Raw genomic sequence first — 13,241 nt, forward strand, 5'->3', positions numbered from 1 at the left:
CCGTAGATGGTCACATCGGCCATAGCGGCAACCGGCAGGGCAGCCAGTGCGACAGCGATCAGCTTTTTGTTCATCGCTCATTCCTTTCGAAGTCAATTAAATATGTTCGTGACGGTAAATTGTCCGAACTTTTTGTCACCACCGTTACGCGTCGGCGGTTATGAGCGGACTATAAATCCCCCGTTGCAAAAATACAAAATGGACGCCAAAAGTGAGGCATATTTGCACAGTAAAAACTAAAGAAAAACATGCAACGCATTGATTAATATAAAATACAACCCAAAATCTACGCGTTGCAAATTAACAACAAAACATTCGATTTTTTTATGTAGTGTTGTAAAAACAACAACTCCATTGACCGTATCGCCCTCGCCACTAGGCGACAGGAAACCCTCCATGGCATCAAATAGTGCGATCTTCTGGTTTCGTCGCGACCTGCGTCTCACGGACAATGCGGCGCTGTTCACGGCGCTGAACCATCATGAGCGCGTGGTTTGCGTGTTTATTTTTGATCCGACCATTCTGACGCCCTTGCCACGAGATGACCGACGGGTGGCGTTCATTTGGCGCAGCCTGTCCTCGCTAAAACGACGGCTACGGGCTCATGGCAGTGATCTGGTCGTAGCCGTGGACCATCCCGCCGCCGCAATATGCCGCTTGGCGAGAACGTTTGGCGTGTCGGCCGTTTATGCGGCGGAGGATTACGAACCCGACGCCCGAACACGCGACGCCGCCGTCGACGAAGCGTTGTCCGCGCAAGGAAGCCGGTTGGAGCTGATACAAGACCATGTTCTTTTCGCACGCGACCAACTTCTGACGCGTACCGGTCGGCCCTATACCGTTTTTACGCCCTATAAGCGCGCCTGGCTTGCCCAGCTATCTCCCGAGGCATGGCAGCCCTGGCAGAGCCACGCGCTACTGCATAAGCTCTGTCCGCTGAAAGAACATCCACTTCCCACCCTCCCTGAGCTCGGTTTCGCCAACACCGATTTAGAGCCCCTGGGCTGGTTCGCCGAAGAAGACGACGCCCAGCATGCGCTGGCTGTCTTCGCCACGCGGATCGACCAATATCATCAACAACGCGATTTTCCAGCCCTGAACGGGACATCACGTCTCTCGCCGCATCTGCGCTTCGGCACCCTCAGCATTCGCGCAGCCATCGCGCTCGCCTCAGAGACATCAGGACCCGGCGCCAGCGCCTGGCTCAATGAACTGATCTGGCGCGAGTTCTATCAGCAGTTACTCTGGCATTTTCCTCACGCGGCGGAGACAAGCTTTCGCTCGGCATACCGCCAACTGCCTTTCCCCAATCGGCAAGATTGGTTTGACGCCTGGCGAGAGGGACGCACCGGCTATCCACTCGTGGACGCCGCGATGCGGCAACTACGCCAAACGGGATGGATGCACAACCGTTTACGCATGGTGACAGCCAGTTTTCTCGTTAAGGATTTGCTGATCGATTGGCGCTGGGGAGAGCGTCATTTTGCCCGATGGCTGATGGACTTCGACCTCGCCGCCAATAATGGCGGCTGGCAATGGGCCGCCTCCACGGGCTGCGACGCGCAACCTTGGTTCCGTATATTCAATCCGGTGACGCAATCGAAGCGGTTTGACCCTGACGGCCAGTTCATCCGGCAATTCGTACCGGAGCTGGCGCCATGCAGCAACAAAGACATCCACGCACCCTGGTTGTCACATCGCTTGCCCGGCCATTATCCGCCGCCGCTTGTTGACCATGCGCGACAACGCGAGGAAGCGCTGACGCTCTTTCAGCAGCGGCCATGAGACGTTCAGCAGGCGCCCGACGGTAAAATCTACATATATATAGATCAATTCAAAGATGCGGTTCGATCACCGTGGGACCGGAGACAATCAGGTCTTTCTCCAATTTCCGCACGGTCTTCTCCCCGAAGCCTGGCACGCGGCGCAGATCCCGCACAGCCGTGAACGGGCCATGCTGCTCGCGGTATTGAATGATGGCGCGCGCTTTAGCCGGACCGATCCCCTGGAGCGACTCCAGTTCCTGCTGATTCGCGGTATTGATATTGACGGCCGCCAAGACGGCGGCCGACACGAGGAACAGAAAAACGGAAAGCAGAGATTTCATGGCGGGCTCCCTTCCAAGAAAAGAGCGGCCAGTCGTCAGCGGCGGCTAGCCGCGGTGAAGAATCAATTCGAGAACGATCTTGCTGCCGATATACGCCAACAGTAGCGCCACAAAGCCGGCCAGCGTCCAGCGGATGGCAACGCGGCCACGCCAACCATAACGCTGCCGTCCTAACAGCAAACCACCGAACAGCAACCAGGAAATCACGCCGAAAACGGTTTTGTGGGTAAACGCAGCCGGCCGGCCGAGCACTTCCTCGGAGAAGACCACGCCGCTGATCAGAGTAGCGGTCAGCAAGACAAACCCCACGGACAGCACCTGAAACATCATGCGCTCAAGCGACAATAGCGGCGGCAGCTGGCTCAGCAGCCGGGCATTGCGCCGGGCGTGCAACGCACGCTCGAGCCATAGCATCAGGATGGCGAGCATCGCGCCAATGGCGAACAGACTATAGGCCAGCATCGATACCAGAATGTGCAGCGCAAAAGCCGGATTGAACAGATCATGCACCGCATGGCTGCCGGGAAACAGCAGCGCAAAGATCAACGTCAGGCAAGCGAGCGGCATCATAAAGAGCTGCAGCCCCTCCACCCGATAGAAAAATCCGCAGGTCCAGTAGATGGTCACCATCAGCCAGACCACCGCGGCCAGCGCGTGCCCCACGCCCAGTGCCACCAATTGACCTTGCAGCATGGGCCCGAACACGGCCACGGCGTGCATCAGCAACAATACGCCAAGCAACGTATGCTCGGCGCGTGGATTGCGCGCAAACCACGCATGGCCCTTCCAATGGCCGATGAAGTGCCAGGACAGAGCCGCGTAGGCCACGATCAAGGTCAGACTGAGAGCAGGCAGAAAACCGGTCATCGCTGTAATTTCATCGGCCGCCGGACATACGGATGGCCGCTAGTGTAAAATGGACTGTTTGAGAGTCTACACCAAGCAGCCCTCCGTTGGCAGACACAAGGAAGTACCATGCTCGATAACCTTTCCAATCGCCTATCCGGCGTCGTCAAGACTCTGCGCGGCCAAGCGCGGTTGTCTGAGACCAACATCACCGATGCGCTGCGTGAAGTGCGCATGGCGCTCCTGGAAGCCGACGTGGCGCTGCCGGTCGTCAAAAGCTTCATCGCCGACGTCAAGCAACGAGCGCTTGGCCAGGAAGTCATCGGCAGCCTGACCCCGGGCCAGGCGTTGATCGGCGTGGTCAACGAGGAACTGACCCGACTGATGGGCGCGCACAACGACGCGCTCAATCTCGCGGCCGTCCCGCCGGCCATCATCTTGATGGCCGGTCTGCAGGGCGCGGGTAAAACCACCACCGTCGGCAAATTGGCCAAGCTGCTGAAAGAAACGCAGAAGAAAAAGGTGCTGGTGGTATCGGCCGACGTTTATCGACCCGCCGCCATCGAACAGCTTAAAACCTTGGCAGAACAGGTCGGCGTCGAATGGTTTCCGTCCGACACCAGCCAAAAGCCGGAGGCCATCGCGCGCGCCGCCATCGATCATGCCAAGCGCCACTACTTCGACGTACTGATGGTCGACACGGCGGGCCGGCTCGCCATCGACGACGCCATGATGCAGGAGATCAAAGTCCTGCACGCCGCGCTCAACCCGGTCGAAACCTTGTTTGTCGTCGACGCCATGCAGGGTCAGGACGCGGTGCATACCGCGCAGGCTTTCAACGAGGCCTTGCCGTTGACCGGCGTTATTCTGACCAAAATGGACGGCGATGCCCGCGGCGGCGCGGCGCTTTCGGTACGCCACATCACCGGCAAACCGATCAAGTTCATCGGCGTTGGCGAGAAAACCAGCGGCATCGAACCGTTCTATCCTGACCGCATGGCCAGCCGTATTCTCGGCATGGGCGACGTGCTGTCGCTGATCGAGGATGTGCAAAAGGGCATCGACCAGGAAGAGGCCGCGCGCGTGGCCAAGAAGCTCAAGAGCGGCAAGGGCTTCGACCTGGAAGACTTCAAAACCCAGATGCAGCAGATGAAGAAAATGGGCGGCATGGGCAGCTTGATGGAAAAAATGCCGGGGCAACTCGGCCAGATGGCCAAGGGCATTCAAGGCGCCGAGGCGGAAAAGAGCATGGCGCGCGTTGAGGCCATCATTAATTCCATGACCCCGCTCGAACGCCGCAAGCCGGAAATTCTCAAGGCCAGCCGCAAGCGCCGGATCGCCGCCGGCTCCGGCACCTCGGTTCAAGAAGTCAACCGTCTGCTCAATCAATTCGAACAGACGCAAAAACTCATGAAGCAGTTCTCCAAGGGCGGCTTGATGAAAATGATGCGCGGCATGAAAGGCATGATGCCGGGCATGTAAGCAGCGACGCGGGCGCCAGCGCCCTGATTTGAAACACCAGATTGGAAGCAAGCCATGAATCTGTCGACGATGACCGCACTCTCTCCGCTGGACGGCCGCTACGCCGGACAGACCGAACCGTTGCGCAACCTGTTCTCCGAGTACGGGCTGATGAAAGCCCGCGTCAAGGTCGAGCTCGAATGGCTCAAAATGCTGGCGTCGGAACCTGGCATCGAGGAAGTTCCGCCTTTTTCCGCGGCAACGATCGCTGAAATCGACGACATCATCCTGCATTTCAGCGAGGCGCACGCCCAGGCGGTCAAAGCCATCGAAGCGCGCACCAATCATGACGTCAAAGCCATCGAGTACTGGCTGAAAGAACGGCTATCGGACAATCCGGAAGTCATGAATGCCAGCGAATTCATCCACTTCGCCTGCACGTCTGAAGACATCAACAACCTGTCACACGCGTTGATGCTCAAAACCGCCCGCAACACGGTCATGCTGCCGGCGCTGGACGCGCTGATCACGCGCCTCGCCGAACTCGCCCACGAATTGGCCGACAAGCCGATGATGTGCCGCACGCACGGCCAGCCGGCTACGCCGTCGACGATGGGCAAGGAGCTGGCCAATGTCGTCTATCGACTGCGGCGTCAGAGCGAGCTGCTGATGAACCAGGAAATTCTGGGCAAGATCAACGGTGCCGTCGGCAACTATAACGCGCATTTGGCCGCCTACCCGGACATCGACTGGGAGAGCCTGTGCGGGCGCTTCGTTGCCAGCCTGGGGCTGACTTTCAATCCCTACACCATCCAAATCGAGCCGCACGACTACATGGCCGAGCTGTTCCAAACGCTCGCCCGGGTCAACACGGTCCTGATCGACTTGAACCGGGACATCTGGGGCTACATCTCACTGGGCTATTTCAAACAGAAAGTCAAAGCCGGCGAAGTGGGCAGCTCGACGATGCCGCACAAAGTCAACCCGATCGATTTCGAGAACGCCGAAGGCAATTTGGGTCTTGCCAACGCCCTTTTGTCGCATCTGGCGGAGAAACTTCCCGTATCGCGCTGGCAACGCGATCTGACCGATTCCACCGTACTGCGCAATATGGGCGTGGCCATGGGATACACCCTTTTGGGCTTCTCGGCCTGCCAGCGCGGCTTGAACAAGCTGGAAGCCAATGCGGCGGCCATGGCGGCAGACCTCGACCGCTGTTGGGAGTTGCTGGCCGAGCCGATTCAGACGGTCATGCGCCGCTACGGCATCGCCAACCCTTACGAACAGCTCAAGGAGCTGACGCGCGGCAAGGAAGGCGTGACACGCGACACGCTGGCTGCGTTCATCCGCAGCTTGGCGTTGCCCGAGGCCGAGAAAACGCGGCTACTGGCGCTCACGCCGGCAAGCTATATCGGCAAAGCGACGGAGCTGGCTCGGCGCATTTGAAGTCGCGCAAAAGAGGGAAACGAAGGGACGGCACGTCCCTTTTTTCTTTCCAGGCCGGAAAAAGAAAGGCCACACCGGCGGGCATGGCCCAAAACATGACTCGAGGGAACGCGCTCAAAACAGCCTCAGCGAACGCGTGTCTAACGTAACCGGCAAGCATAATAGCCAGAGCCACCCTAGGCGGGTGGCTCTGGCCAAGAATCCTTTGGTTGCGGGGGCAGGATTTGAACCTACGACCTTCGGGTTATGAGCCCGACGAGCTACCAGACTGCTCCACCCCGCGTCCGTTAGAGTCATGCATAATACCCGGGGAAACTTGACCTGTCAAGCGTATTAGTGACGCTACTGACAAATAATAATGGGCGCCACACGGCGCCCATTGGGGTGACCGGTTTATTCGGCTTACTTGAGCTTGCCGCTATGCACCTCGGCCACCATCTCGCTCAGATTGTGCAGCAACAAATCCGGCTTGACCGGCTGCAAGGCGAATTTGCCATTGATGACCAGTGTTGGCGTGCCTTGGATCGCATACGCGCGCGTCTGCTGCGTGGCGCTGGCTACTTGCGCATTGATGCCGAAAGAATTGTACGTTTGCATGAACCGGTTGACGTCAACGCCGGGCTGCGTCTTGAGCCACGCGGCCAATTGATCCTTATCCCCCAGATTGACGTGTTTCTCCACCATGGCGACAAATACCGGGTGATGCAGTTTCTCGGTCAGATTCAGCGCATTCATCGTGGCGAACAGCTTGGCAAACGGCTCGAACTGCGGTCCCCAGACAATCTGCACACGTTTGAAATCGACATAGGACGGCTTGGTCTTGACCCAATTGCTCAAACCGACATCCAGGTCATAGCAGTGAATGCAGGTGTACGAAAAGAACTCGATCACCTCCACCTTCTTTGCGTTGGCCACCGGCTGAGGCACGGGCAGCCGGGTAAAATCCTTGCCGTCGCCTTCCACCAGCGCCGCGTGAGCAAAGCCGGCGATCGTCAGCAGTACCGCGAATAACCACTTCTTCATGCTTTCTCCTGAAATTCGGATGATTCAAAGAACATCGCCAACGACACCCGTTATCGCGAGGCCCCAGGATCAATACCGTTTTGTTTGAGCAAATTGCGAATACGATCCACATCCGCCTGCGTGGCGAACGGGCCGACACGTACGCGGTGCACGATGCCCTTACCGGGCACGTCCGCCGATTGAATCGTCGCCTCGACGCCGATCAAGGCCAACTTGGCCTTGAGATTGTCGGCATCATCCTGATTCTGGAAGGCCCCCAATTGCAGATACGGCTTCTTCGCGCCCGTGTCGGCATGGTTGCCGGCAGGCGCGTTGCCCGATGGCGTGTTGCCGCCAGAGGTCACGGCGTCGACCTGACCCGGTAGAATTTTATAAAAATCGAACCGCTGACCGTTTTTGTCCTGCCCCTTGGGTGCGGCCGCAGCCGCCTTGGCAGGCGGCACGGCCGGCGCGGGCTGAGATGCGGACTGCACAGGCGCCGGTGGGGCTTCGACCGGGCCATTCGCATTGGCAGCGGCATTGGCGCCAGCGCTGGCATCACTGATCGAAATACCCGGGGATAGAATCTGCGTCGGCGTTGACGACGTCGCCTCGCTCGCCGCACGGGTCATTTTTTGCAAATTGGTAAACGGCGTGCCGGCCTTGCTGAAATACATCACCACACCGACCACGGCGGCAACGCCGACGATGAGGCCGATCAACACGCCCATCATCACACCGCCACCCCCACCTTGACGACCACGCGAAGCGCTCGAGCGCGCGGGACGGGAGGAATTCTTCAAATCACGATGACCCATCTAAATGACATACCAGGTTGATTAATCCAGGCATTATCCAACGTAATGCCCGTATGGACTACTGCCGCGCAAAAGCCTGCCGCCTCAATTGTACCGCCTGCAACACCTGCGACTTGCCAACGCGATCGGCCGCGCTCACGTCGGCGATGGTCAATGCCAAGCGCAGGATGCGGTGCACCGCGCGCGCCGACAAGTGCAACCGCGCCAGCAATTCTGCCAGAAACACAAGCAAACCGCTTTCGACAGGACAAAATCGTTCAAGTTCGCCGACAGTCAGCAGCGCATTGATTTTGCCTTGGCGAACCAACTGTCGCGCTCGTGCCGCCAACACGCGCAGCCTTACTTCATGGGAGCCTTCGCCTGCCGCCGCCCCAAACAATTCGGCGGCCGAATGGGTGGCCATGTCCACCTGCATATCGATCCGATCCAGCAGTGGGCCGGAAATTTTACCGCGATAGCGAGAAATTTGCTCAGGCGTACATTGGCAGCGCCCGCTTTGATCACCCGCATAACCGCACGGGCAGGGGTTCATGGCGGCAACGAGCTGAAACCGGGCAGGATAGCAAACCCTCGCCGTAGCCCGCGATAGATGCACGACACCCGTCTCCAGCGGCTCGCGCAACGCCTCCAACGCGCGCCGCTCGAATTCGGGCATTTCGTCCAGAAACAGCACGCCGTGGTGCGCCAGACTGATCTCCCCCGGCCGCGGCACCCCGCTTCCGCCTCCGATCAGCGCGGCCACCGAAGAAGCATGGTGCGGCGCTCTGAATGGCCGTCGGCGCCAAGCACGGGCATCGAAGCCCTGCGGACCAAGAGATTGCAGCGCGGCGCTTTCCAACGCCTCCTCGTCGCTCAAAGGCGGCAGGATGCCAGGCAGGCGCGCCGCCAACATGCTCTTCCCCGTCCCCGGCGGACCGAGCAGCAACAGACTGTGGCCGCCGGCCGCCGCCAATTCCAAAGCGTGGCGCGCCGCGGCTTGCCCCCGTACATCGGACAGATCCGGCCCCGCGTCGAGATGCTCGGCATCGCTCGGATGAGCGCTGGGCAAAGCGGTACGGCCGTTCAAATGCGCGCAGACTTGCAGCAGCGAATCCGCCTGCAGCACGGTGACGGCAGAGTGCGCCGCTTCCTGGGCGCTTTGTGGCGGCAGCACCAGCACCCTCCCCGCATGACGGGCTTCCCACGCCATGGCGAGCGCGCCGCGTACCGGACGCAAGCTCCCGGACAGGGCAAGCTCACCGGCAAATTCATACCGCGCCAAGCACTCGGCGGCAACCTGCCCCGAGGCGGCGAGAATGCCAAGCGCTATCGGTAAATCGAACCGGCAAGATGCTTTGGGTAAATCGGCGGGGGCCAGGCTGACGGTAATTTTACGGGCAGGAAACTCGAATCCGGAGGTTTGGATGGCGGCGCGAACGCGATCGCGGCTTTCCTTCACCTCGGTTTCGGGCAAGCCGACGATCTGAAAAGCGGGCAACCCATTGGCAAGGTGGACTTCCACCATCACTTCGGGCGCCTGCATGCCCTGCAATGCACGAGAAAACAACACGGCGAGCGTCATCGATGCGAACTCCCGCGAGGCAACGGTGAAAGGCCTCGGCATGGCCATCCAGGACGAGACGGCCGCCGCGCGGATAAGCTGGCCGTGGGTTCAGGAATGCCCCTGAGACGCCTGATCGTCGTCGCCATGCGCGCCCGGCTTGCCTTCCAACTGGGCCAAACGCGACTCAAGCCGCGCCAATTGTTCACGCGTGCGCGCCAACACTTCCTGCTGCACCTCGAACTCCTCGCGCGTCACCAGATCCAGCTTGCTGAACGTCGAGGCCATCATGGCCCGAATATTCTTTTCCACATCGCGCACCGGGCTCGCGGCAATGGTTTCACTGATTTTATTGCTCAATTCTTCGAAAATTTTTTGGCTCAACATGACGCCCCCTCGGTGATGGTGCAGGCCGAATGGCCATGCGGCACTGAAGTGTAGCAAAAACCGCCTGCCCACGCAGCGCGCACGGGCATGCACCAGCCTGACACCAGACGCACCGTATTGGTGCAACAGGCTGCCGCCATCTCGCATTGCGGTGCAACATGCTGCTGTCAAGCCATTCCGGCAGCGCCACGGCGGCCAGGAAAGAAAAAATGCCTACCGGTCAAAGCACCACCAGATAAGCCTTTCACTTTGTCTGTATCGATATTTTTATTCCAAGCGATTGAGCTGGCACGCTTTCTGCAAAGTAGCCAACTGAAGTCAGTCATTACGCGGCAAGAATCAGGAACAACAAAGGAGAGGTCATGAAACTAGTCACAGCGATTATCAAGCCGTTCAAGCTTGACGAAGTACGCGAAGCCCTCTCGGCAATCGGCGTACAAGGCATCACGGTTTCCGAGGTCAAAGGATTCGGCCGGCAGAAAGGCCATACCGAGCTCTACCGCGGCGCGGAATACGTGGTCGACTTCCTACCCAAGGTCAAGCTGGAAATCGCCATCGACGACGCGCTGCTCGATCAAGTGGTGGAAGCCATCGAGAAATCGGCGCGCACCGGCAAGATCGGCGACGGCAAGATCTTTGTCGTCGATCTGCTGCAAGTTGTGCGTATCCGTACCGGCGAAACGGGCGTGGATGCGGTCTGACATTTCTGACTAGGGGGAAAAGAGAATGAAAAGAGCAATGACTGCGCTAGGCCTCGTGGGGCTGTTCCTCGCCCTGCCGGCACTGGCCGATACGCCGGCAGGCCCGGCGCTGCAAGACTTCAAGGTCATCAATTCGGGCGATACCGCTTGGATGCTGACCTCGACCGCACTGGTGCTGTTCATGACCATCCCGGGGCTGGCGCTGTTTTATGGCGGCATGGTGCGCAAAAAGAACGTACTGGCCACGCTGATGCAAAGCTTCGCCATCACGGCGCTCGTCACCATCGTCTGGGCGGTCATCGGCTATAGCCTGGCCTTCACCGTCGGCAACCCCTATATCGGCGACCTGAGCCGCTTGTTCCTCAACGGCATGGACTACCTCCAGGACACCAAGAAGCTGACCGTCCATCCGGGCGCCGGCACGATTCCCGAATCGGTGTTCATGATGTTCCAAATGACGTTCGCCATTATTACGCCGGCACTGATCGCCGGCGCCTTCGCCGAGCGGATGAAGTTCTCCGCCATGCTGGTCTTCATGACCCTGTGGTCGATTTTGGTCTACTCGCCGATCGCCCACTGGGTATGGGCGCCGGGCGGCTGGATGGGCGACAAGGGCGTGCTGGATTTCGCCGGCGGCACGGTGGTGCATATCAATGCCGGCGTGGCCGGTCTGGTTTGCGCGCTGGTCATGGGCAAGCGCGTCGGTTTCGGCAAAGAAGCCATGCCGCCGCATAACCTGGTGCTGACCCTGGTCGGCGCCTCGATGCTGTGGGTCGGCTGGTTCGGCTTCAACGCCGGGTCCGCCGGCGTGGCCGACGGTCGTGCCGGTATGGCCATGGTGACCACGCAAATCGCCACCGCCGCGGCCGCGCTCGCCTGGATGTTTGCCGAGTGGCTGACCAAGAAAAAGCCGTCGGTGCTGGGCATCGCCTCCGGCGCGGTGGCGGGTCTTGTCGCCATTACGCCCGCTTCGGGCTTCGTTGACGCTCACGGCGCGCTGATCATCGGCATCGCCGCCGGCGTGATCTGCTTCTGGGGCGCCACCGGACTCAAACACATGATGGGCTACGACGACTCGCTCGATGCCTTCGGCGTGCACGGCGTGGGCGGTATGCTCGGCGCGCTGTTGACCGGCGTGTTCGCGGTCAAGCATATCGGCGGCGCGGATGGCAGCCTGGCCACGCAAGCCTTGGGGGTGGGCGTCACCATCGTCTACTGCGCCGTGGTGACCTTTGTGCTGCTGAAGATCATCGATCTGGTCATCGGGCTGCGCGTGTCGGAAGAAGAAGAACGCGAAGGCCTGGACGTCGTACTGCACGGCGAGCGGGTCGAATAAAGCAACGATTTCGTGGTAAGGGACTTGGGGGCGCTTCGGCGCCCCATTTTTTTGTCTAGATAAAATAAAACGGGCGCTTGGAGCGCCCGTTGTTGATGAGTCATGCGTTACTTGACGATGCGCAAGCTAGGCGGCCCCTTGGGCTTGTCCTGCTTGTCGGCTTCGTTGCCTTTCTCTCCGGGCAGAGCCGGCGGGGCGCTATCGACCGCGTGCAACGGCTCGGTGCTGGCCAATTCCACGTCGAATCCCATGCCCTCCCCGGTTTCGCGCGCGAAGATCGACATGACATTGCCGACCGGCACGAACACCTGACGCCCCACGCCGGCGAAACGTGCCGAGAACGTCACCAGATCGTTGTCGATGCGCAGATCCTTGGTGGCGTCGACGCTGATATTCAGCACGATCTCGTTGTTTTGCACATATTCGCGCGGCACGTCGGTCCGTTCATTGACCCAGACGACGATGTAGGGCGTATGGCCGTTGTCGGTGCACCACTGATGCAGTGCACGCAGCAAATAGGGCTTGGTGCTGGTGGTCATGGGAGTCCCCTTACTTACGCATGGCCTTTTCGGACGGCGTCAGCGAGTCGATGAAAGACTGACGCTGGAAAATACGCTCCGCATACTTGAGAATCGGCGCCGCGTTTTTGCCCAGGTCGATGCTGTAATGCTCAAGGCGCCACATCAGCGGCGCGATGGCCACGTCGATCATCGAAAACTCGTCGGCCAGCATATATTTCTGCTTGGCGAAGATCGGCGCAATGGTGGTCAGGCCATCGCGGATGGCGTCACGCGCTTTGGTGGCTTCCTTGCCGGTCGCGCCGGCTTCGAGCGTCTTGACGTGATTGAACAGTTCCTTTTCGAACCGGAACAGGAACAACCGCGCGCGCGCGCGCATCACCGGATCGGCCGGCATCAGTTGCGGATGCGGGAAACGCTCGTCGATATATTCGTTGATGATATCGGATTCATGCAGGATCAGATCGCGCTCGATCAACACCGGCACCTCGTTGTACGGATTCATCACCGCGAGGTCTTCCGGCTTGTTGTGGAGATCCACGTCGATGATCTCGAAATCCATCCCCTTTTCGTACAACACGATGCGGCAGCGATGGCTAAAGGGGCAAGTAATACCGGAGTACAGGGTCATCATGGCTAGGGACTAATCCTTGACTGATAGGTTGGAGAAATTGCCACGATTCTAGCATTTTTCACCCCCCTGTTTCCAGCAATTCGTCTTAACTAACTGAAAATAAAAACAAAAAAGGCAAGACAGCCGTCTTGCCCGAGGGTATTGACAAACCCTTGCTCGCGAAGCGAGCGCCCCCTCTCAGGGAGAGGGCAGGGGGAGTGGGAATCGATGAACAGGCTGCGAAATCAGTCAGTTGCCACTGAGGCCCGGCTTTGCCGGGTCCTCCGAAATTGCGGCAAACCACTAAATCAACAGCCTGAAGGGGGCGCGAGCCCCCTTTTTGCATGTTGAGGAACACCGCGATGGAACGCTGGACACCGCACGTGACAGTGGCGGCGCTGATCGAGCGCGACGGCCGTTTTCTGTTGGTGCGAGAACAAACCGCCGCCGGCATCCGCTTCAACCA

13 protein-coding genes and 1 tRNA gene are annotated in these 13,241 nt (G+C 59.4%); 5 read left to right on the plus strand and 9 right to left on the minus strand.

What is annotated here, in order from left to right; genetic code table 11:
• Positions 1 to 396: 396 nt before the first annotated feature.
• Positions 397 to 1,785: a deoxyribodipyrimidine photo-lyase gene (locus tag JOZ06_RS08230; protein ID WP_293231171.1), complete on the plus strand. Its 1,389-nt coding sequence runs from the start codon at positions 397 to 399 to the stop codon at positions 1,783 to 1,785.
• Positions 1,786 to 1,834: 49 nt separating this feature from the next.
• On the opposite strand, the gene JOZ06_RS08235 is transcribed toward JOZ06_RS08230, so the two are convergent.
• Positions 1,835 to 2,107 (minus strand): ComEA family DNA-binding protein, encoded by a 273-nt coding sequence (locus tag JOZ06_RS08235; RefSeq protein WP_293231174.1) that lies wholly within the window; start codon positions 2,105 to 2,107, stop codon positions 1,835 to 1,837.
• 45 nt (positions 2,108 to 2,152) lie between these two features.
• Complete coding sequence (gene ccsA / locus JOZ06_RS08240; protein WP_293231177.1) at positions 2,153 to 2,974, minus strand: cytochrome c biogenesis protein CcsA; 822 nt, start codon at positions 2,972 to 2,974, stop codon at positions 2,153 to 2,155.
• 108 nt (positions 2,975 to 3,082) lie between these two features.
• Between ccsA and ffh the strand changes: the two genes are divergently transcribed.
• Positions 3,083 to 4,435 (plus strand): signal recognition particle protein, encoded by a 1,353-nt coding sequence (gene ffh, locus JOZ06_RS08245; protein WP_293231180.1) that lies wholly within the window; start codon positions 3,083 to 3,085, stop codon positions 4,433 to 4,435.
• 54 nt (positions 4,436 to 4,489) lie between these two features.
• Positions 4,490 to 5,860, plus strand: coding sequence for an adenylosuccinate lyase (purB, locus tag JOZ06_RS08250; RefSeq protein ID WP_293231183.1), 1,371 nt, complete (start codon positions 4,490 to 4,492; stop codon positions 5,858 to 5,860).
• A gap of 206 nt (positions 5,861 to 6,066) precedes the next feature.
• On the opposite strand, the gene JOZ06_RS08255 is transcribed toward purB, so the two are convergent.
• The 5 genes from JOZ06_RS08255 to JOZ06_RS08275 form a co-directional block, all read right to left on the minus strand.
• A tRNA-Met gene (locus JOZ06_RS08255) sits at positions 6,067 to 6,143 on the minus strand.
• Positions 6,144 to 6,262: 119 nt separating this feature from the next.
• The gene (locus JOZ06_RS08260; protein ID WP_293231186.1) at positions 6,263 to 6,883 is read right to left on the minus strand and encodes a thiol:disulfide interchange protein DsbA/DsbL; all 621 of its coding nucleotides are present in this window, start codon (positions 6,881 to 6,883) and stop codon (positions 6,263 to 6,265) included.
• 50 nt (positions 6,884 to 6,933) lie between these two features.
• Entirely contained in the window at positions 6,934 to 7,596 is a 663-nt protein-coding gene (locus JOZ06_RS08265) for an SPOR domain-containing protein (RefSeq protein ID WP_293231189.1), read from the minus strand.
• 142 nt (positions 7,597 to 7,738) lie between these two features.
• The gene (locus JOZ06_RS08270; protein WP_293231192.1) at positions 7,739 to 9,241 is read right to left on the minus strand and encodes a YifB family Mg chelatase-like AAA ATPase; all 1,503 of its coding nucleotides are present in this window, start codon (positions 9,239 to 9,241) and stop codon (positions 7,739 to 7,741) included.
• A 90-nt stretch (positions 9,242 to 9,331) separates the two neighbouring features.
• Positions 9,332 to 9,607, minus strand: a complete 276-nt coding sequence (locus JOZ06_RS08275; RefSeq protein WP_293231195.1) for an accessory factor UbiK family protein — start codon at positions 9,605 to 9,607, stop codon at positions 9,332 to 9,334.
• A 362-nt stretch (positions 9,608 to 9,969) separates the two neighbouring features.
• Here JOZ06_RS08275 and glnK point away from each other — a divergent pair, with 362 nt between their 5' ends.
• The gene (glnK, locus tag JOZ06_RS08280; protein ID WP_133679525.1) at positions 9,970 to 10,308 is read left to right on the plus strand and encodes a P-II family nitrogen regulator; all 339 of its coding nucleotides are present in this window, start codon (positions 9,970 to 9,972) and stop codon (positions 10,306 to 10,308) included.
• A gap of 37 nt (positions 10,309 to 10,345) precedes the next feature.
• A complete protein-coding gene (locus tag JOZ06_RS08285) occupies positions 10,346 to 11,644 on the plus strand; it encodes an ammonium transporter (RefSeq protein WP_366515168.1) in 1,299 nt (432 codons plus the stop codon).
• 107 nt (positions 11,645 to 11,751) lie between these two features.
• On the opposite strand, the gene JOZ06_RS08290 is transcribed toward JOZ06_RS08285, so the two are convergent.
• Complete coding sequence (locus JOZ06_RS08290) at positions 11,752 to 12,183, minus strand: ClpXP protease specificity-enhancing factor (RefSeq protein ID WP_293231208.1); 432 nt, start codon at positions 12,181 to 12,183, stop codon at positions 11,752 to 11,754.
• Between the two features lie 10 nt (positions 12,184 to 12,193).
• A complete protein-coding gene (locus tag JOZ06_RS08295; protein ID WP_293231211.1) occupies positions 12,194 to 12,796 on the minus strand; it encodes a glutathione S-transferase N-terminal domain-containing protein in 603 nt (200 codons plus the stop codon).
• Between the last annotated feature and the right edge of the window lie 445 nt (positions 12,797 to 13,241).

It is taken from the genome of Paludibacterium sp., assembly GCF_019232825.1.
In the GTDB taxonomy this organism is placed as follows: domain Bacteria; phylum Pseudomonadota; class Gammaproteobacteria; order Burkholderiales; family Chromobacteriaceae; genus Paludibacterium.